At 66.1% G+C, this 18,998-nt stretch carries 18 protein-coding genes; 13 read left to right on the top strand and 5 right to left on the bottom strand.

The window, feature by feature from the left end; genetic code table 11:
- Nucleotides 1-14 precede the first annotated feature (14 nt).
- From ACIPVK_RS08625 to ACIPVK_RS08575, 11 genes are all read left to right on the top strand, one after another.
- A complete protein-coding gene (locus tag ACIPVK_RS08625) occupies nucleotides 15-1,112 on the top strand; it encodes a pyridoxal-phosphate-dependent aminotransferase family protein (protein ID WP_407611558.1) in 1,098 nt (365 codons plus the stop codon).
- 575 nt (nucleotides 1,113-1,687) lie between these two features.
- Nucleotides 1,688-2,038 (top strand): ArsR/SmtB family transcription factor, encoded by a 351-nt coding sequence (locus ACIPVK_RS08620; RefSeq protein WP_407611630.1) that lies wholly within the window; start codon nucleotides 1,688-1,690, stop codon nucleotides 2,036-2,038.
- Nucleotides 2,035-2,532 carry an SRPBCC domain-containing protein gene (locus ACIPVK_RS08615; RefSeq protein ID WP_407611557.1) on the top strand — a complete coding sequence of 166 codons (498 nt, stop codon included), beginning with the start codon at nucleotides 2,035-2,037 and terminating at the stop codon, nucleotides 2,530-2,532. Before ACIPVK_RS08620 ends, ACIPVK_RS08615 begins: the two co-directional genes overlap by 4 nt.
- A 246-nt stretch (nucleotides 2,533-2,778) precedes the next feature.
- Entirely contained in the window at nucleotides 2,779-4,065 is a 1,287-nt protein-coding gene (locus ACIPVK_RS08610; protein WP_407611556.1) for a LolA family protein, read from the top strand.
- Nucleotides 4,062-5,033, top strand: a complete 972-nt coding sequence (locus ACIPVK_RS08605) for an ATP-binding cassette domain-containing protein (RefSeq protein WP_407611555.1) — start codon at nucleotides 4,062-4,064, stop codon at nucleotides 5,031-5,033. Before ACIPVK_RS08610 ends, ACIPVK_RS08605 begins: the two co-directional genes overlap by 4 nt.
- Complete coding sequence (locus ACIPVK_RS08600; RefSeq protein ID WP_407611554.1) at nucleotides 5,023-5,838, top strand: ABC transporter permease; 816 nt, start codon at nucleotides 5,023-5,025, stop codon at nucleotides 5,836-5,838. Before ACIPVK_RS08605 ends, ACIPVK_RS08600 begins: the two co-directional genes overlap by 11 nt.
- A gap of 38 nt (nucleotides 5,839-5,876) precedes the next feature.
- Nucleotides 5,877-6,824, top strand: coding sequence for a hypothetical protein (locus tag ACIPVK_RS08595; RefSeq protein ID WP_407611553.1), 948 nt, complete (start codon nucleotides 5,877-5,879; stop codon nucleotides 6,822-6,824).
- 146 nt (nucleotides 6,825-6,970) lie between these two features.
- Complete coding sequence (locus ACIPVK_RS08590; RefSeq protein WP_407611552.1) at nucleotides 6,971-8,170, top strand: hypothetical protein; 1,200 nt, start codon at nucleotides 6,971-6,973, stop codon at nucleotides 8,168-8,170.
- A 301-nt stretch (nucleotides 8,171-8,471) separates the two neighbouring features.
- Nucleotides 8,472-9,299, top strand: a complete 828-nt coding sequence (locus tag ACIPVK_RS08585) for an excalibur calcium-binding domain-containing protein (RefSeq protein ID WP_407611551.1) — start codon at nucleotides 8,472-8,474, stop codon at nucleotides 9,297-9,299.
- Nucleotides 9,300-9,405: 106 nt separating this feature from the next.
- Complete coding sequence (locus tag ACIPVK_RS08580) at nucleotides 9,406-10,251, top strand: HNH endonuclease family protein (protein WP_407611550.1); 846 nt, start codon at nucleotides 9,406-9,408, stop codon at nucleotides 10,249-10,251.
- A 159-nt stretch (nucleotides 10,252-10,410) separates the two neighbouring features.
- Nucleotides 10,411-10,578: a hypothetical protein gene (locus ACIPVK_RS08575; protein ID WP_407611549.1), complete on the top strand. Its 168-nt coding sequence runs from the start codon at nucleotides 10,411-10,413 to the stop codon at nucleotides 10,576-10,578.
- Nucleotides 10,579-10,787: 209 nt separating this feature from the next.
- Here ACIPVK_RS08575 and ACIPVK_RS08570 read toward each other — a convergent pair whose 3' ends face one another.
- On the bottom strand, nucleotides 10,788-11,930 hold the full coding sequence (locus ACIPVK_RS08570; RefSeq protein WP_407611548.1) for an ROK family protein: 1,143 nt from the start codon (nucleotides 11,928-11,930) through the stop codon (nucleotides 10,788-10,790).
- A 186-nt stretch (nucleotides 11,931-12,116) separates the two neighbouring features.
- Here ACIPVK_RS08570 and ACIPVK_RS08565 point away from each other — a divergent pair, with 186 nt between their 5' ends.
- Nucleotides 12,117-13,547, top strand: coding sequence for a sugar porter family MFS transporter (locus ACIPVK_RS08565; RefSeq protein WP_407611547.1), 1,431 nt, complete (start codon nucleotides 12,117-12,119; stop codon nucleotides 13,545-13,547).
- Between the two features lie 125 nt (nucleotides 13,548-13,672).
- Here ACIPVK_RS08565 and ACIPVK_RS08560 read toward each other — a convergent pair whose 3' ends face one another.
- From ACIPVK_RS08560 to ACIPVK_RS08550, 3 genes are read right to left on the bottom strand one after another with little or no spacing between them, the layout of a single operon-like run.
- Nucleotides 13,673-14,686, bottom strand: coding sequence for a TAXI family TRAP transporter solute-binding subunit (locus ACIPVK_RS08560; protein WP_407611546.1), 1,014 nt, complete (start codon nucleotides 14,684-14,686; stop codon nucleotides 13,673-13,675).
- Nucleotides 14,683-16,116 carry a sensor histidine kinase gene (locus ACIPVK_RS08555; protein WP_407611545.1) on the bottom strand — a complete coding sequence of 478 codons (1,434 nt, stop codon included), beginning with the start codon at nucleotides 16,114-16,116 and terminating at the stop codon, nucleotides 14,683-14,685. Before ACIPVK_RS08555 ends, ACIPVK_RS08560 begins: the two co-directional genes overlap by 4 nt.
- Entirely contained in the window at nucleotides 16,113-16,781 is a 669-nt protein-coding gene (locus ACIPVK_RS08550; protein ID WP_407611544.1) for a response regulator transcription factor, read from the bottom strand. Before ACIPVK_RS08550 ends, ACIPVK_RS08555 begins: the two co-directional genes overlap by 4 nt.
- A 289-nt stretch (nucleotides 16,782-17,070) precedes the next feature.
- Here ACIPVK_RS08550 and ACIPVK_RS08545 point away from each other — a divergent pair, with 289 nt between their 5' ends.
- Nucleotides 17,071-18,522 (top strand): MFS transporter, encoded by a 1,452-nt coding sequence (locus ACIPVK_RS08545; RefSeq protein ID WP_407611629.1) that lies wholly within the window; start codon nucleotides 17,071-17,073, stop codon nucleotides 18,520-18,522.
- Nucleotides 18,523-18,619: 97 nt separating this feature from the next.
- On the opposite strand, the gene ACIPVK_RS08540 is transcribed toward ACIPVK_RS08545, so the two are convergent.
- Nucleotides 18,620-18,998: hypothetical protein (locus tag ACIPVK_RS08540; RefSeq protein WP_407611543.1), on the bottom strand; the 379-nt coding region annotated here is incomplete at its 5' end.

Below are 18,998 nucleotides of genomic sequence, written 5' to 3'. Positions count from 1 at the left end.
AAAAGTGAGATCAAATGACCCAGATCGTTCCGGTTCGCCACCTCTTCGGCCCCGGCCCCTGCAACCCCTACCCGGAAGCCACCGCGGCGCTTGGACTGCCGCTGCTGGGCCATCTGGATCCGTTGTTCATTGCCCGCATGGATCGCACCGCCGAGGGGCTGCGCACCCTGTGGGGCACCAAGAATGCGCGCACGCTGCCTTTGAGCGCCACCGGATCGGCCGGCATGGAGGCCGCGTTCGTCAACACGGTGAAGGCCGGCGACGTGGCGGTCATCGCGGTCAACGGACTCTTTGGTGAGCGCATGTGCGAGGTCGCTTCGCGGGCGGGCGCCGAAGTTGTTCGCGTCGACCACGAATACGGAACCCCGGTTGATGCCCAGCGCGTGGCCGACGCGCACCCGAACCCCACGGTTATTGCCGCAGTGCACGCCGAAACCAGCACCGGCGTCGTCTCGGACATCGCGGCGCTCGGCGCCATCAAGGGCGATGCGCTGCTCATCGTCGATGCCGTCACTTCGATCGGCGGCATGCCGGTGCTCGCCGATGAGTGGGGGATCGACGTGGGCTACGCCGGAACGCAGAAGTGCATCGGGGTGGCCCCGGGCCTGGCCCCGTTCACGATCTCGGACCGCGCCTTCGAGCGCCGCGTGCAGAAGCCGCAGTCCTGGTACCTGGATCTTGGCTTGCTTGGTGGGTACACCAGCGGCGGGGCCGGCGGAGGGCGCACCTATCACCACACCGCTCCGGTCGGCATGGTGGCCTCGCTCGAGGCCGGCATCGACCGGATCCTTGCCGAAGGCCTGGACGCTGTCACCATCCGCCACCAGGCGGCGGGCAAGGCGTTGCAGGACGGGCTGGAGGAGATGGGCCTGACGCTTTTCGCTGCCGAGGGCCACCGACTGCCGCAACTGACCACCGTGAATGTTCCGGAGGGCGTTGACTCGGCCAAGGTCCGTTCCTACCTGCTGGAGCGTTTCAATATCGAGATCGGCGGCGGCGTGGGCAAGTATGCCAGCAGCGTGTGGCGCATCGGCCTGATGGGCCCGAACGCCAACCCGGCCTCGGTCGCGCTGATCCTTTCCGCATTGAAGGAAGCGCTCGCGCAGGCGTAGCAGCAGACCTGATGGCCAACGGCCAGTCCCGCATCTGGGGCAGGCCGTTGGCCATGCTTAATACTGTCGTTGCCGCAACCGACGGCAACGATCGATCACCCTGTTCGCGTCGGACGAGTGTAGCGAATCCAGCGACGAAATTTCGTGCCCGAGAATCATGCCGATTCTGTGCAGTGATTCGACCGGGTCGTTGCTTCCCATGATCCGAAGCTCACGCAACATCGCAAATTTCTCCGTCCCCGTTGCCAGGTGCGTCGGCCTCCGCGACGGTCTGCACTCTTCAATGATTTCGTATTGGTCAAACATTCCCCGTCGCCTTTCCCCGCCCCGAGGCGGTAGTGCTGTGGCCGAGGGGCCATGGTGACAGTAGAGCACGGGGCGCCGACACTTTGACGATGGGTTACCTGGCCTTGTGCGCGCGGTTTCGCTTCACTGTTCGGTTTCTTGCTTGTTGTCCAACCTTGAGCGTGCGGCACTGATAGTGGCGGACCATGTCCTCGGGACAAGTGGGCGAATTCCAGAAATTCGCCAGCAAGTATTGCATCGGGCTCGTCGGCACAGTAACCTACAACCAAATGGTTGTATATGAATTGAGTGAAACCGAGATCGACCGCATCTTCCAGGCCATGGCGGATGCGACCCGGCGCGACATCATCAAGCAGGCGATGCTCCGGGAACAATCGGTCTCCGAGTTGGCGAAGCGCTATGACATGAGCTTCGCAGCCGTGCAAAAGCACGTGGCGGTGCTCGAGAGGGCAACGCTGATCACCAAGGAGCGACGCGGAAGGGAGCAAATCGTGCACGGGAACCCCGAATCCCTGCGCCGTGCCACCCGGCTGCTTGAGGCCTATGAGGGCATCTGGCGGCAACGCGTCGGCAGGATCGGAGACCTTCTCTCCGAGGATCTCGAAGGAGCAAAACCATGAGCGTCATCAGCGTTCAAACCAACCCGGAAAACCTCACCCTCACCCTGGTTGCCGAATTCGAGGCGAAGAAGGAGCGTATCTGGCAGATCTGGGAAGACCCGCGCCAGCTCGAGCGGTGGTGGGGTCCGCCGACCTGGCCGGCCACATTTGTCCGCCACGAGTTTGTCGAAGGCGGGGAGTGCCGGTACTACATGAGCGGACCGGATGGCGAGAAGGCCCGCGGCTGGTGGAAGATCCTGTCGGTGAATGCGCCCAACGGCTTCGAGTTCCAGGACGGGTTCGCCGGGGACGACGGCGAGCCGAGCGGATACCTGGGCACCACGAGGTGCGTGGTGAGTCTGGAGGAGCAGGACGGGACGACCCGCATGACCTCGGTGTCCTCGTTCGAGAATGCCGAGCAGCTCGAGGAAATGATCAAGATGGGCATGGAGGAGGGCATGCGCGAGGCTGCCGGGCAGATCGATGCGATCCTCGCCGAGACCTCGGTCAGGTAATCGTCGCGGCAACGAATTTCATGAACAGGGAGCGGGGCCAATTCGGTCCCGCTCCCTGTTCGGGGTGCTCGAATGCCAGCCCGGGGACCTGCTGCGCTGGGAGCCCGAATCCGCCGCCGACGGCGGTGCCGCGGCCGGAGCCTGAGGGTTCCGCCGGCCTTTGCGGGGCGCGCGCTGGGGCATCGCCAACGCCGCCGCACCGGCGTACGGTGGAGATACCAAGACGCTTACTGGGGATTGATGGCCGTGAAACCCGCTGTGCTCAAGAAATGGATACCCGCCGTGCTGGCCCCCGCAGTCGTTGCGGCGTTCGCCCTGGGTGCCTCGTTCTCCGCCAACGCCCAGGTGCAGCTCGAGCCCAAGACCCCGCAGCAGGTCCTGCAGATGATCGCGGGCTCCCGCGTCACCGACTTCTCCGGCACCGCCCGCGCAACCCTGAACCTGGGAATCCCGCAGTTGCCTGATCCGGGAAGCACCGGCATGATGCAGCAACCCGGAGCCTCGGGGGCAGAGGGCGAAGCCGAATCCGACGGGGTACCGGCAAAGGCCGGTGCCGACCTGCTGGGGATGCTCTCGGCGCTTTCGGGAACCCACGAGGCCCGCGTCTATGTTGACGGACCGGACAAGGCCCGGATCCAGGTCATGGATGGGATGGACGAGCAGAACTTCATCCGCAACGGCTCCTCGCTGTGGCACTACGACTCGGCCGAGAACACCGCCGTCCACCTGACACTTCCCCGGTTGCCCCGCCATGCGGGACCCCCACGGCACACGATGCAGCCGCCGACCCCCGGCGTGGTTGCGGACCGCCTCCTGGAAGCGATGGGGCCGAACACCGACCTGAGCGTGCAGGACGACACTCGTGTGGCCGGCCGCGACGCCTACACCCTTGAACTGGTCCCGCGCAGCGACGAATCCCTGATTGCCAAGGTGAGCATCGGGGTAGACGCCGCCACCGGGGCACCGCTGGATGTCGTGGTGGACGCCGTGGGACAAGAGGATCCGGCTATCGCCGTCGGGTTCACGACCTTCACCCCGGAGACTCCGGCAGCCGACCTCTTTGAATTCACTCCGCCGCCGGGGGCCGAGGTCAGCGAGCATAAGATCCCGAAAAGATCCCTCGACCACAAGCCCGGCCACAACCCCGGTGCCAAGGCCAACGGCCACAACCCCGGTGCCAAGGCCAACGGCCACAACCCCGGTGCCAAGGCCAACGGGCACAAGATCCCGAAACCGTTCCTGGAGCACAAGTCCGGTGCCAAGGACGGGACCGGAAAGCCCGGCAACAAGCGCCCTGCCGGGCATCCGGATGCCATCAAGGGCACTGGCTGGGACACCGTGCTGGTGGTTCCCGCCAAGGAAGTGCCCAAGGAGTTGGCCGCAAACGAACTGCTGAACCAGCTGGCCACGCCGGTCGAGGGCGGGAAACTGCTGCACACCTCCCTGCTCAACGTGCTGATCACCGATGACGGACGCCTGGTCATGGGATCGGTGACGGTGGAGCGGCTGCAGGCCGTGGCCAGCGGCCAATGACAACAGTGCCGGAACCCGGCGAGCTGGCCATCCACACGACGGGGCTGGGCAAGAGCTTCGGCAAACGCCGCGTGGTCAACGACCTGGACCTGGCGGTGCCGCGCGGGTCGGTCTTCGGCTTCTTGGGACCCAACGGCTCGGGCAAGACCACCACCATCAGGATGCTGCTGGGCCTGGCAACCCCGGACAGCGGCAGCATCTCCCTGCTCGCCGAACCCATGCCCGCCGCGGCCGCCCGGGTGCTGCCGCGGGTGGGATCCCTGATCGAGGGTCCGGCGTTCTATCCGTTCCTCTCCGGGCGAGCCAACCTCGTCCGCATCGATTCCGCCGACCATACCTCCGACGGGTCCACCCGCGGCCGCCGCGTGGACGCGGCGCTGGAAAAGGTCGGGTTGGGCAAGGCCGCGCGCTTGGCAGTGCACGCCTACTCGATGGGCATGAAGCAGCGGCTGGGGATTGCCAACGCCCTGGTCAACGAGCGCGAGTTGCTGGTGCTCGACGAGCCGACGAACGGGCTGGACCCGCAGGGAACACGCGAGGTCAGGCACCTGATCCGGGTGCTGGCCACGGAAGGGACCACGGTCTTCGTCTCCAGCCACCTGCTCAGTGAGATCGAGCAGATGTGCAGCCACGTCGCGGTGATGAGCGTGGGCAACCTGGTGGCGCAGGGGACGCTGGAGGAATTGCGGGCCGAGGGCAAGCGCATGGTCACCCTGCGCACCCCGGACACCGGCGTCGCCCTGGCGGTGCTGGCCCGGCTGGGCCTCGACGCGCGAGTCGATCCGGTGCCCGCCGGCCAGGACGGCGCCCTGGACGCGGCACTGGGTTCCGGGGCGCCTGAGCCCGAGCGGTTGGTGGAGGAGCTGGTGGCCGCCGGGGTGCGCGTGCGCGGCTTCACGGTCCAGGCGGCAAGTCTAGAGGAGCGATTCGTGGCGCTGACGGGGGAGGGGTTCGACCTTGTCCAATAGGGGGTTGCTGGCCAACGAGGTGGTGCTGCTGTTCCAGCGCCGCCGCACCTGGGCCATGCTCCTGGCCCTGGGCGCGGTGCCGGTGCTCATCGCAGTCGCGGTGCGCCTGACCTCCGGCCCGCCCTCCGGGCGCGGGCCGGCATTCCTGGACCGGGTGGCGGGAAACGGGTTGTTCGTGGCGATCACCGGGCTGTTGGTGTGCATCCCGCTCTTCCTGCCGTTGACCGTCGCGGTGGTTTCCGGCGACACGATCGCCGGGGAGGCCGGGACCGGAACGCTTCGCTACCTGCTCACGGCCCCGGTCTCACGCCCGCGCCTGTTGCTGGTCAAGTTCGCCGTCGCGGCGCTCTTCTGTTTCTCGGCCACCGCGATGGTCGCCCTGTGCGGCCTGGGCATCGGGGCGTTGCTCTTTCCCACGGGTCCGGTGACGCTGTTGTCGGGAACCACCATTTCCGCGCCGGCCGCGGTGCTGCGCGTCGGGTTGGTGGCGCTCTACGTGGCGGTGTCGCTGCTGGGTCTCACCATGCTGGGCCTTTTCATCTCCACGCTGACCGACGTGCCGGTGGGTGCCATGGCCGCCATCGCCGTGCTGGCGGTGGCCGCGCAGATCCTGGGCCAGCTGCCGCAGCTGGACTGGTTGCATCCGTGGCTGTTCACCCACCATTGGCTCGGCTTCGCCGACCTGTTGCGCGACCCGATCCGCTGGAGCGAATTTGGGCAGAACGCTCTGCTGCAGGGCGGGTACCTGCTGGTCTTCGGCACCCTGGCCTACGGCAGGTTCGCCAGCAAGGACGTGCTTTCCTAGCACTGGTGCCCCGAAGGGTCCGGTGCAAGAATCGTGGGATGGACATCGTGACCTGGTTGCTCGACTCCGATCCATCCATCCGCTGGCAGGTCCTGCGTGACCTGCAGGGCGCCCCGGACCCCGAGGTGGCCAGGGAACGGGAGCGCGTGGCCATCGAGGGCTTTGGTGCGCAACTGTTGGCGCTGCAGGATGCGGGCGGGTACTGGGACAACGACGAGTACGGCGAGGACGGCAGCCGCAAGTCGGTCTTCTGGTCCCTGGCGCTGATGCGCCGTCTCGGCGCCGTCCCCGCGGATCCAACCGTGCACGCCGCGGTGGAGAAGGTGCACGAGTCGGTCATCTGGAAGTACTGGGACAACCTTCCCTACTTCCACGGCGAGGTCGAACCCTGCATCAATGGCGGCGTGCTCTCCCAGGGTGCCTACTTCGGGAAGTCCGGGGAGGGCGCCGAGCGGATCATCTCGCGGTTGCTCGCCGAACAGCTAAGCGACGGCGGCTGGAACTGCGAGGCCCCCGAATCCTCCAAGGTCTCGTCCTTCGACACCACCCTCTGCGTGCTGGAGGGGCTGCTCGAGCACGAACGGGCGGTAGGCGAGGTTCCTGCGGCGCTCGCCGAGGCCCGTGCCCGCGGCGAGGAGTACCTGCTGAAGCGTTCGGGGTGCAAGCGGCTTGCCACCGGGGAAGTGGCCGAAGACCGCTACCTGAACTTCTCCTTCCCGCCGTACTGGTTCTACGATGTGCTGCGCTGCCTGGACTACTTCAGGGAAGCCGGAAGCGCGTTCGATCCGCGGCTGGAACCGGCAGTTGATGCGCTGCTTGCCAAACGCGGATCCGACGGACGCTGGGTTTCCGGGATCGCCTGGCCCGGCCAGACGTATCTGGAAGTTGATGCGCCGGAGGGCGATCCGAGCCGCTGGAACACCCTGCGTGCGCTGCGGGTGCTGCGCTGGGCAGGTGTGGAGACCGATGGCTCGGTCCCGGCCTGAGCAGCGTCGGGACGGAGGCGTGAAGTTCGCGAAGAGTTAACGCCCCGCTGGCAAAGTGTTGGGTTCGGTGCGGCAAGGTGGGGAAAGTGCGGGTGTTGGGGCGCCCGGACCACGTCTGCCCCACCGCACCTAAGGACATCCACACCATGCCCAAAAAACCCTGGTTCGCCACAGCGGCCCTCTCACTTTCCCTCGGCTTGCTCGCCGGAGCCGGCACGCCCGGCGCGGCGCTTGCAGCCGGTACCTCGGATCCGCAGGGCCCGCCCGTGCACGCGGCACCCGAGAAAGCCAACTTCGGATACCCGCAGATCATCGAGTCCGGATCCTGGGATGCCGGGCACATCCAAGGCATCGCCATCGACGAAAAGGGCGGCTTCGTCTACCACTCGTTCACCAACATGCTGGTGAAGACCGACCTGTCCGGCCACGTCATCGGCACCGTCGAGGGCTTCACCGGACATCTTGGGGACCTGGACTTCAATACGCGCGACGGCCAGGTCTACGGTTCGCTCGAATACAAGGCGGCCGAATCCTTTTACATCGCGATCTTCGACGTCGAGAAGATCACCGAGGTCGGCATGGATGCCGAGGACTCCGGCATCGTCACCGCGGTTCACTTGGAGGAAGTGGCCGAGGACTTCACCGCAGACCTGGACGGGAACGGGGTTTTTGACGGCGACACCGCCAGCACCGCGGACCACCGCTACGGATCCAGCGGCATCGACGGGGTTTCCTTTGGCCCTGCATTCGGCTCCGCCAACGGCAAGCAGCAGCTGATGGTTGCCTACGGGATCTACCGCAACCTCGATCGGGAGGACAACAACCACCAGGTCATCCTCCAATACGACGTGTCCACCTGGGGCAGCCTCGCCCGCCCGCTGACGCAGGACGATCCGCACACCTCCGGCCCCGCGGACGTGGACGCAAAATATTTCATCCACACCGGCAACACCAACTTCGGTGTCCAGAACCTCGCCTACGATGAGCACACGAAGAACTGGTACCTCGGGGTCTACCGCGGTTCCAAGCCGGAATTCCCCAATCGCACCCTCTACGTCGTGGATGGCACCGCGGCCCCTGCCGAGGGCGTCCTTGAGGGGCAGCCCGGAAACGAATCCGGGCTTTTGGTGCCGCTGCTCCAGGACGGGATCCCGGATCCGGCCACCGGCATCTTCGGGTGGGAATTCAAGGCGGATGTCGGCGTCGAGCCGGTCGGCCATGGCTACTTCTATGTGGCACGCGACTTCGACGACTACTCCAGCGGACACAAGCAGGAAGCTGCGACCCTGGAGCTGTATCGATGGACGGGTACTGACGGCGCCGGATTCGAGCGCGTGGTCCGCTAACGACACCTGCCAATTCACCCGAAGGCGGGGAGCGCAACCGGTGCTCTTCCGCCTTCGGCGCGTTAATGAACGGCGGTCACAATTGGCTCGCCATAGAATCCATACATACAGGTCAAAAGCAGTTTTTGGTGATTCAAGTCGCCGCGCAAGAAAGTAAGAAGTGACCATTGGGGCGAAAGTGGCTATGGTTTGGCCTATTGGTTGGATTAGTTGAAACTTTGGGGAAATCATGAGTTGGGGTAGTGAATCAGCGCCATCGAAGAGGCGCACAAGCAAACGATGGATTTGGTTGGGGATTGCCGTGTTGGCCCTCATCATGATGGGAATCGCCGGCGCATTGCCGGGGGTGATGGTTCTTGTGGGGATCATGGCCTTGCTCCTTGGCATCGTGGCGTTGCTTGCCAACGGCATCAAGTGGGCAAGGATTCCGAATCGGAAGGTTGGTGCCGGCGTCGCGGGCGCTGCGTTGGTCCTCACCATGGTCGGCGGAGCACTGAGCGGAACCGACGGGGACGTTAGCCCGGAGGCATTGATCGAGGAGCCTGCATCGGCCGAGACGCTTCAGGCAGATCTCGCCAGCTATGTCGGCAAGCCCTGCGAATTCGACTATCAGGTCATGACCCAAGGCGTTGCCAGCAACTATTGCGATGCGGATTCGGCGGGCGCCCTGATCTGGGTCGACCAAGACACCCATGAGCGTGCCGCGGCCGAGCAAACGGCTGCCCGCGAAGCTGAAGCCAAGAAGGTAGCCGAAGCCAAGAAGAAGTCGGACGAAGCCGCGGCAGCCAAGGCGAGGGCCGCAGACGCCAAGAAGGCAGAAGCGGAAGCCGCGGCAAAGGCGAAGAAGGCAGCGGAGGCCAAGAAGGCGGAAGCGGCAGCGGCAAAGGCGAAGAAGGCGGCGGAGGCCAAGAAGGCGGCAGCGGCGGCGAAGGCGAAGAAGGCGGCCGAGGACGCGAAGACGAAGATCCGTGCGCAGGAAGCCAAGCCCGAAGTCCAAAGATTCACCCCCAGCACCAGTTACGCGAACTGTTCAGCGGTAAGGGCTGCCGGTGCAGCCCCGATCTACAGCGGCGATCCGGGCTACAGCCGCAAACTGGATAGGGACGGCGACGGTGTCGGTTGTGAATAATAACAACCGAGTGGCACCGACAGGTTCCCGGGCGGGGAAAAGCCCGATCTCTGGCAGGAAGATCGGAACTGCCGGCCCGCTTTCGGCCATGGTTCTTGCCCTCGGCATGGCCCTGACGGCCTGTGTGGGAGCCGGTTCCGAGACGCCCGCAGTTGCCGCCCCGGTCATCTGGTCCGAGGCCCCGTCCTCCGAAGCACTGGTGATTTGGTCGGAGGCGCCCACGCCTCAGCCGACTCCAACGGCCGACGAGCCCACGCCCGAACCCTCAGTGGAAGCAACACGGGCGCCGGTCGAAACGACCAAGTCTGCCGCACCTGCTCCGGCGACCTCGGCTGCACCTTCAGTCAAGGCAGGCCCATCAACGGCCAAGGCAGGCACTACGCTGAACCAGCTCCCCGGCATTCCCGTCAAGGGCAGGGCGCCGAAGACAGGTTATGAGCGCAGCCTGTTCGGCAGCGGCTGGAAGGATCCGGACCGCAACGGCTGCGATGCCCGCAACGACATGCTGCGCCGGGACCTGACCGGGATCGCGGTGAAGCCCGGGACAAACGGATGCGTCGTCACCAGCGGAGTTCTCTCCGACCCGTTCACCGGAAAGCGCATCGATTTCGTGCGAGGCCAGGGAACCAGCACCAAGGTCCAGATCGACCATGTGGTCGCCCTGTCCGATGCCTGGCAAAAGGGTGCGCAAAAGATGACAGAGGAGCAACGCGTGGCCTTTGCCAACGATCCACTCAACCTCCTGGCGGTCGACGGTCCGTCCAATGCCTCAAAGGGCGATTCGGATGCTGCCAGTTGGCTGCCGCCGAACAAGTCCTTCCGCTGCTCCTACGTTGCACGCCAGACTGCGGTCAAGGCCAAGCACGGCTTGTGGATGACCAAGGCCGAGCACGAGGCCACCAAGCGGATCATCACCACACAGTGCCCGAACCAAGCGATCCCCGCTGGATAGAAGCGTATCTCGTGCTCCTTCGGAGGCGGTTTTTGCGGTGAACCGGCGCACGGGAGTCGCCGGGTCGGGCTGGTTCGGCTCCTCGCCCGGGAGGCTGTTGCCAAGAACGTGAACCGGTGCCACGGTTGAGGTATCCGAACCTTTTCCGGGAGGCACGCCATGGGCAACAACCATCATGAGGACGAACGCTACAAGAAGTTCTACGACCGCCCGCCGCACGGCGAGGTTCCCAAGGATCCGCGGGTCAAGGAAGCCAAGGAAGGCGGATCCGAGCCAGTCGAGGACGGCTCGGAGAACGTCCAGCAGGCCGGACCGTCCCGCTCCTGAACGCTACGCTGGCGGGCCGGTGAACGGACCGGGACGAAGCTGTTCGGCCTCGAGCGCCACGAACGTCGAGGAGACCAACCGCCGCCAGGCGGCAAAGGAATCCGCTTCCTCGATCCGGTACGTTCTCGCGCCCCTCCCCGTTGTCTTCCCTGGGGTAGCCTATGCCACGTCCTCGTCGGGCTGGGGGCGACCGGGACGGGAACCGGGTGTCAGGAGCGGTAGTTGCTCCAGAAGTGGGCTTCGGCCATGTCCCGTGCGGCCAGGCTGGCCCCGATCAGGGGTGCATCCTCGCCCAGGGAGCTGGCCAGCACCTCGAGGTCCGCATTGAGCAGCAGCGGCTTCAGGGCATCGGAGAACATCCGCGCAAAGACCGCGTTCTCGGAGATCGGGCCGCTGAGCACCAGTGCCTGTGGATCGGTGATGGTGGCAATGTTGCCGATTTGCTGGGCAACGGCCTCGGCAAAGAGCCGGGCATCTTCCGAGGTGGGGACGGTTTCAAAAAGCGACAAGCATGCGGCGACGTCGAGCCGATCGCTGCCGGGGGCCGCAACCGAGTGTTCCAGCAGCTGGCTGATCAAGGTGCGTCCGCCCGAGCGCAGGTAGCTCAGCTCGCCGACCGTGCCGTGCCGGCCGCGTTGGACGGTGCCGTTCATGACCAGTCCGGCGCCGATGCCCGGTCCCAGGTAGACCAGCAGCAGCTCGTCGATCCCGCGGGCTACGCCGATGCGCTGTTCCGCCAGGGTCGCCCAGTTGACGTCGTTGTCCAGGCGCACCGGTCCGCTGCATACCTCGCGCAACAGTGCGCCCACGTCGACGCGCCCTTCCGGGAATGCGGAGGCCGGAAGGACCACCGGGCGCTGCGTGGTCGGATCCACCGGGTTTCCCTGTGACGCGGTTGCCGCCAGGCAAGGGGAGCCGGTGGCATCGACTGCGGCGGTGACCAGATCCCGCAGGGTCCTCTCCAGCTCGTCCTGGGTCATGGCGTCGGGCAGGTCCAGGGCGGTGTCATGCAGCAATGTGCCACGCAGGTCGTGGGTTTGCACCCGGGCCTGCCCGGCTGCGGCAGTGAGCGAGAGCGTGTGGCCGAAGGCGGGATCCAGGTCGTAGATCTCCGGTATCCGGCCCCGCTTCTTGGCCGGGGGTGTTTCGATGGTTCTCAGTAGACCGGTTTCCGACAGGCGCATGGCTGCCTCCGACGCGGTGGGCCGGGAGAGCCCGGTGGAAGCGGCGATGGCAGTGCGTGAGCTGGGGCCGTGGTCGAGCAGGTGCTCCAGGAAGCGTTGGTCGGTCGCGGTGGCCAGCGTCTGCGGCAGGGGCCTGCCGGAGGATCCGGAGGCGGCTGCTGTGATCATGGAATCGATCCTTTGGTTAGGCAGTCTTTCCAAATCCTACCGCAGTGCCTTATGCTGGACATCACAATGTTTAGGCTCCTTTACTAATTGAGTCTTACCAATTAATCAAAGGAGATTTCAACGTGGACCAAAGCCATGGCCTGCCACAGGCAGAGCAGGACGTGTCGGGTGAACTCGAGGGACTCTATGTCTGAGGTCAAGCGAGTCATCACACCGAACAAGAATGACGGACGGGTCACGGCCAGACTCGTCGCCATGGCCGCGGTTGCCGCGTTGGGCGGCTTCCTCTTTGGCTACGACAGCGCAATCATCAACGGAACCGTTGATGCGGTGCGCGAGCAGTTCGGACTCGGCTCCGGACTGCTGGGCTTCACCGTGTCCTGCGCCCTGGTTGGCGCGGCACTGGGTGCCTGGTTTGCGGGAGTTTGTTCGCAACGCTTTGGCCGGGTCCGCACGATGCTCGTTGCCAGTGCACTGCTTTCGATCAGCGCACTGGGCTGCGGGTTCGCCTTTGGCGTGTGGGACCTGATCTGGTGGCGCTTCGTCGGCGGCATCGGTGTGGGCTTTGCCTCGGTGATCGCCCCGGCGTACATTGCCGAAATTGCCCCCGCGAAGGTGCGTGGACGTCTGGCCACGCTGCAGCAGCTCTCGCTGGTCAGCGGCATCTTCCTGGCGTTTCTGCTCTCGGCCATGATCGCGTGGCTGGCCGGGGGAGCCGCCCAGAGCGCGTGGCTGGGCCTGGAGGCCTGGCGCTGGATGTTCCTCACCCTGCTGGTGCCGTCCCTCGTCTACGGGATCCTGGCCTCACGGTTGCCCGAGTCTCCGCGCTACCTCGTGGAAAAGGGTGACGACGAAGGCGCCCGGAAGGTGCTCATCGATGTGGTGGGCATGGTGGCCGGCGAAGCGACGGAGAACAAGATCGCCGAGATCAAGGCGACCGTGAACCTGGAGAGACGCCAACGCTTCGCGGACCTGTTTGGCGGCAAGTTCGGGTTCAAGACGCTGGTCTGGATCGGCATCCTGCTCTCGGTCTTCCAGCAGCTCGTGGGAATCAACGTGATCTTCTACTACTCGACCACTATGTGGAGGTCCGTCGGGTTCCAGGAATCCGACTCGTTCATGATCTCCGTGATCACCTCGGTCACCAACATCGTGGCAACCATCGTGGCGATCTCGCTGGTGGACGTGGTGGGACGCAAGCTGCTGCTGATGGTCGGCTCCGCCCTGATGACCCTGTCGCTGGGCACCATGGCCGTGGCCTTCGCCCAGGCGGTCACCGTCAACGGCGACCTCAGCCTCCCGGGTTCCTGGGGCATGGTCGCGCTGGTGGCGGCGAACCTGTTCGTCGTGGGCTTCGGCGCCAGCTGGGGACCGGTGGTGTGGGTGCTGCTGGGGGAGATGTTCCCCAACAACATCCGCGCACTGGCCCTGGGACTTGGTGCCGCCGCCCAATGGATCGCGAACTTCGTGGTCAGCACGACCTTCCCGACCCTCGCGGAGGCGGGCCTGCACCTGGCCTACGGCATCTATGCAGGCTTCGCGCTGCTCTCGTTCCTCTTTGTCTGGCGCCTGGTGCGCGAGACCAACGGGCGCCAGCTCGAACACATGACGCTCTGATCCCCTCATGGGTCAGGGGTGAATGACGAACACCCGAAAATCGCTCCGTGCACGTTTGCCCCGCCCAGGCAGACATGCACGGAGCGATTTCGTTTTTCCGCACGGAAGATGCCGAGCGTGCCGTGCTACCCGTGGAGCTCCCGATAGGCCCCGGCGGCCGCGGGGTGCAGCGGCACGTCGGCGGTGTTGATCAGCGAATCGGGGCTCAGGAACTGCACCCCGACGCTCGAGCGCGGAATCAGCTCATCGGCATGCCCCACCAGCAGGTCCACGGTTTGCCTCACCGTCTCGGAGTCCAGGTCCATGCGGCAGAGCAGCAGGTTGGCCACCCCGATGGTCCACACTGCGTCGATGCCCGGATAGCTGTCGCCGGGGATCAGCACCTTGTCGTAGAAGGCCCCATACCTTTCGCGCAGTCCGGGGAGCAGGGAGGAGAGGTCAAGCAGCGCGAATGCGGATGCGGTGTGGGCCTGGGCGATCGCGGCGGTGGGGACCCCGCCTGACCAGAAGAGGGCGTCGACCTCACCGGCGGCCAGTGCGGCGACCCCGTCGTTGAGTCCCAGCGCCTTCACGGTGACGGCCCCGCCCGCGGCCGGGGTCCCGGCGTGGGCGGATTTCAGGCCGGCGACCTCGAAGAGCCGCGGGGTGATCAACGAGGTGCCGGAGCCAGGCATGCCCACGGCCACGGTGCGCCCGGCCAGGTCATCGAGCGAGGTGATTGAACCGTCCCGGCGCACCACGGCGTGGACGTAGTTCTGGTAGACCTTGCCCAGCGCCGCGATCCGCCCGGGTTGCTTGCCTTGCGGGCCGCCCTCGAGTGAGGCGGCGTCGGCCAGCGCGACGGCCAGGGTCGCCTTGCCGGAGAGCAGCTGCGCGACGTTGTCCAGGCTGCCGCCGGTGGGGTTGACCGTGGCGTTGCGGGCCACCTGGTGCCGTTGCAGGGAGGCCGCCAGCAGCGTGGCGAATTCCAGGTAGAAGCCGCCGGGTTCCCCGCCGGCGACGACGATGGTTTCGCGGCGCGAGCCGGAGACACAGGAGGCGAGTGCCGGGGCCAGCAGGGAGATCGTCCCGGCCGCGAAGGCGGCGCGCAGCACGCTGCGCCGCGACGGGTGGACGCCGGCTGCGGGGGTTGCGTTCATGAGGCTTCCCCCTGCCCGGGGAGGGTGGGTGCCGCGTCGAATTCGATGCGGGCGCGCAGGCCGTGCGGTTCGTTGGGCCCCAGCACCAGACGCCCGCCGTTTGCGGTGGCCAGCCTGTCCACGATGGTCATGCCCATGCCGGTGCCGCGGATCGAGGAGTGTTCGGGGGCGCGCCAGAAGCGGGTGGTGGCGGCGGCCAGCTGTCCGGGCTCCAGGCCCGGGCCTGTATCGGCGATCTCGATGAGCGTGGCCGAACCCCGGGTCCGCACCGAGGCGGTGATCTGTGCCGCCGGCGCGTACTTGACGGCGTTGTTCAGCAGCTCGCCGAGCATCTGCGCCAGCTCGATCCGGCTGCAGGCAAGCTCCGCGCCGGGATCCTCCTGAGTGGCCAGGACCAGTTCGGTTCCGGCCGCCAGGGCGGCGGGCCGGGCGCGGTCCACTTCCTCCACCAGCACCACGAAGGCGTTGACGCTCCCGGAGCCGGGGCCCTCGGAGACCTCGGGGGAGGCGCCGGCCGAATCCTCGATGACCCGGTGTTCGGCGACCGCCAGTTTGAGCACCGATTCCAGGATCTCCTCGACCCGTTCGAGCTCGGCCAGCACCCCGGCCCCGGCGGCCCGCTCCTTTTCATTCCGCAATTCCAGCAGCAGCAGGTCCACGCGCAGGCGCAGTGCCCCGATCGGGTTGCGAAGGTGGTGGGAGGTGTCGGCAATGAGCTGGCGCTGGGAGGTGATGAGCTCGCCCAGGGTCGTTGCCATGTCGGTGAAGGACCGCGAGAGCTCGCGTAGCTCCGGGGGACCGGCCTCCGGCAGCGGCGGCGTGCGGCCGGTGTCCTTGAATTCGCGCACCGCGGCGCCGAGACGCTGCACGGGGCGCAACACCCAGCCGGTGACCCGGCCGGCCAGCAGCAGCAACACCGTTGCCAGTGCGATGGCGGCAATGCCGGTGACCAGCCAGCGGTAGCGCAGCTTGTCCCGGGCGGCATCGAGGTTGACCTCCATGACGACCTCGCCCAGGACCTGGCTGGCGCTGCCGAAGGACCGGGAGATCACCTCGTTGCCGGTGCCGAAGGGCCCGACGGGGTCCAGCGTGGTGTCGGAGAGGTTCAGCGAGGCCCGCCCCAACGCCTCGCGCACGTCCGGGCGCTCGGGGTCCAGCCCTCCGGAGGCCAGCGTGCCGGTTTGCAGGCGCACCACCAGGCCCTCGGAGTAGAGGCCGGAGTAGGTTTCCATGTCCCGCCGCAGCACCGTGGTGTCCCCGTCGGTGGCCGCGTCGTAGGCGAGCTGCGCGATCCGGTTGAGCGAGGCGGCACGGTTGATTTGCAGCTGTTGGGTCACCTCGCGTCCCGCGGATGAGAGGATCACGTTGGACACGAGCAGCACCAGCAACAGCACCAGCACGCTCAGGATGCCCAGGACGCGCAGCTTCACTGCGGGTCGGCCTCGATCCGGTAGCCGACGCCGCGGACGTTGACGATGAAGCCGGGAAGTTGCAGCTTGGAACGCAGCCCGGTCAGGTGCACATCCAGGGAACGGGAGGAAGCCAGGAAGGCATCTCCCCACAGGGAATCGAGGATCTGTTCGCGGGTCACGACCGAGCCGGCATTGCGGGCCAGCAGGGACAGCAGGTCGAATTCGGTGGGCGTCAGGGACAGCTCGGTTCCGGCGACCTCGGCCACGCGGCGGTCGAGGTCGATGGCCAGCTCCCCGATCCTCACGTGCGGGTTCTTCCGTCCGCCGGCGGGCGCGGTCCGCCGGGTGACGGCCTCGATGCGGGCGAGCAGTTCCACGAGCTTGACGGGCTTGATCAGGTAGTCGTCCGCGCCCGAGCGCAGGCCCAGCACGACGGAGCGTTCGTCGTCGCGGGCGGTGAGGATCAGGATGGGGGAGTCGGAGACCTGGCGCAGCTTGCGCAGCACCTCGAGCCCGTCCATGTCCGGCAGTCCCAGGTCCAAGAGGATCACGTCGAACTCGCGGTGCCTGAGCAGGGCATCGGTGCCGCGGGAGACCCGGGTTGCGCCGTGCCCGGTGGACTTCACCGCGGCGGTGAGTGCCGCGGCCATGGAGTCGTCATCCTCTACGATGAGTACGTCCATGGAAGGGTCCCTTGTTTCGTGGATTGTGTCGTAAAAAAGTCGTGGTTCACGGCCCGCTCTTGCAGCTTGCGCCCGTCTTGGAGAGTATCATTTCTTCGAGTTTCCCGCCCCGCCCGCTTTCCTGCCATGGCCGCGCCGGAACCCCCGATGGACTCCTAAGGAAGTGTTAGGAATTCGCTCTCACGTTGGTTGTAACTTGTCTCACGATTACCTTGGTTGAGGCCCCGGTTGATTGTGGGAGCCACCAACGTAGGAGGAGGAACCCATGGGACAAGCTGCCGTGGAGAACATGAAGAAGGCGCCGCGACCCGGTGCCGGCACCAATGATGCAAGCGAGGCGGCGGCAACCCGCAGGGCCGTCAGCAACATCCTCAAGGGCTCGGCCGGAAACCTCGTGGAGTGGTTTGACCTCTACGTCTACACGGTCTTTGCCGCGTACTTCCAGTCGCACTTCTTCAACTCGACCAACGAGCTGCAGGCCGGCCTGGAAGCCATGGCCGTCTTCGCGACCTCGTTCCTGATGCGCCCGGTGGGTGCCTGGTTCTTCGGCCGCTACGCCGACCGCCACGGACGCAAGGCCGCACTGACGCTGTCGGTGACCATGATGTCCGCCGGCTCCTTCGCCATCGCGCTGCTGCCGACGCAGCAAGCCATCGGCATGTGGGCCATGGTCCTGCTGGTCTTCGTGCGCCTGGTCCAGGGCTTCTCCGTGGGCGGCGAGTACGGCACCAGCGCCACCTACATGTCCGAGGCCGCGACCTCCAAGCGCCGCGGGTTCTTCTCTTCCTTCCAGTACGTGACCCTGATCGGCGGCCAGATGCTGGCCCTTCTGGTGCTGGTCATCCTGCAGAACACCATGAGCCACGAGACGCTCACCGAGTGGGGCTGGCGCATTCCGTTCGCCATCGGCGGCGTTGCGGCCCTCGTGGTCCTGTGGCTGCGCCGCACCATGGAGGAAACCGTTTCCGCCGAGCAGGTTGCCGCGGCCAACAAGCCGGGCGTTGCCGGCGAGGCCCAGCCTGGCACCATGAAGCTGCTGTTCACCCAGTACTGGAAGCCGCTGCTCATCTGCATCGGCATCACCCTGGGCGGCACCGTGGCCTTCTACACCTACACGAACTTCATCCTGAAGTTCATGAACGACACCTCGGGCATCGCCAAGACGCAGACCTCGGTCATCAACTTCTGGGCCCTGTTCATCTTCATGCTGCTGCAGCCGGTGTACGGCATGATCTCCGACAAGGTCGGGCGCAAGCCGCTGCTGCTCTGGTTCGGCATCACCGGTGTCCTGTTCACTTGGCCGCTGCTCTCGATGCTGTCCAAGACCCAGAACCCGGTCTTCGCCTTCGCGCTGATGCTCGGCGGCCTGCTCATTGTCGGCGGCTACACCTCGATCAACGCGCTGGTGAAGGCCGAACTGTTCCCGGCCTCCATCCGCGCCTTGGGCGTGGGCCTGGGCTACGCCATCGCGAACTCGCTCTTCGGCGGAACCGTCCCGCTGATCGGCGCCGCACTGCAGAAGGCCGAGCGCGTTGACCTGTTCTTCACCTACGTCACCGTGGCCATCGCGATCTCGCTGCTGGTCTACATCTTCGCGCTGAAGAACAAGAAGACCACGCACCTGGACAACGAGCAGGGCCACGCCTGGAACGGCAAGGCCCCGCAGGCCGAGGCCCAGGATGCCCAGGGCACGGACTCCAAGGACACCGGCGACGACAAGAAGGATCTCGTCGACGCCTAGTTCCACAGGTTCGCCGGGAGTCGTTCCCGGCACGGAAGCCACCCGTTTTCACGCGTCCCAACGTGAATGCGGGTGGCTTCGGTGCGTCCCGGGTGATTCAGGAGCGAGTGGCCCGAATGGCCTGACGCAGGGCGTCCAGGGTCGGCTGGCCCGCGAACCCGTCCGGGGTGCCATAGACACGGCAGGCCACCGCGGGTTCGGCATCGGATTCGAAGAGGTCGGCGCCGTTGATGCTGAAGCCCGGTGAACCGTGGAAATCATGCAGGGCGGCCTCGTCCTCGGTGCTGATTTCGCGCACCATGGCCGGGGCCCCGATTCCCTCAAGTTCGAGGGCGGCGTCAAAAAGTTCCTTGGCGGAGGCGGAATTCGGGCATCCGGGGATCACGAGCAGTACGGGTTCCATGTCTTCCAGTATCGCGCGTTTCACCGGGGCAGGAGTCGGTGGCCGCAACGGTGAAAGGCGTGTGGCCCCGGGG

The organism is Paeniglutamicibacter sp. MACA_103, assembly GCF_045798555.1.
Lineage (GTDB): Bacteria > Actinomycetota > Actinomycetes > Actinomycetales > Micrococcaceae > Paeniglutamicibacter.
This window is presented reverse-complemented; position numbering and strand designations above follow the sequence as displayed.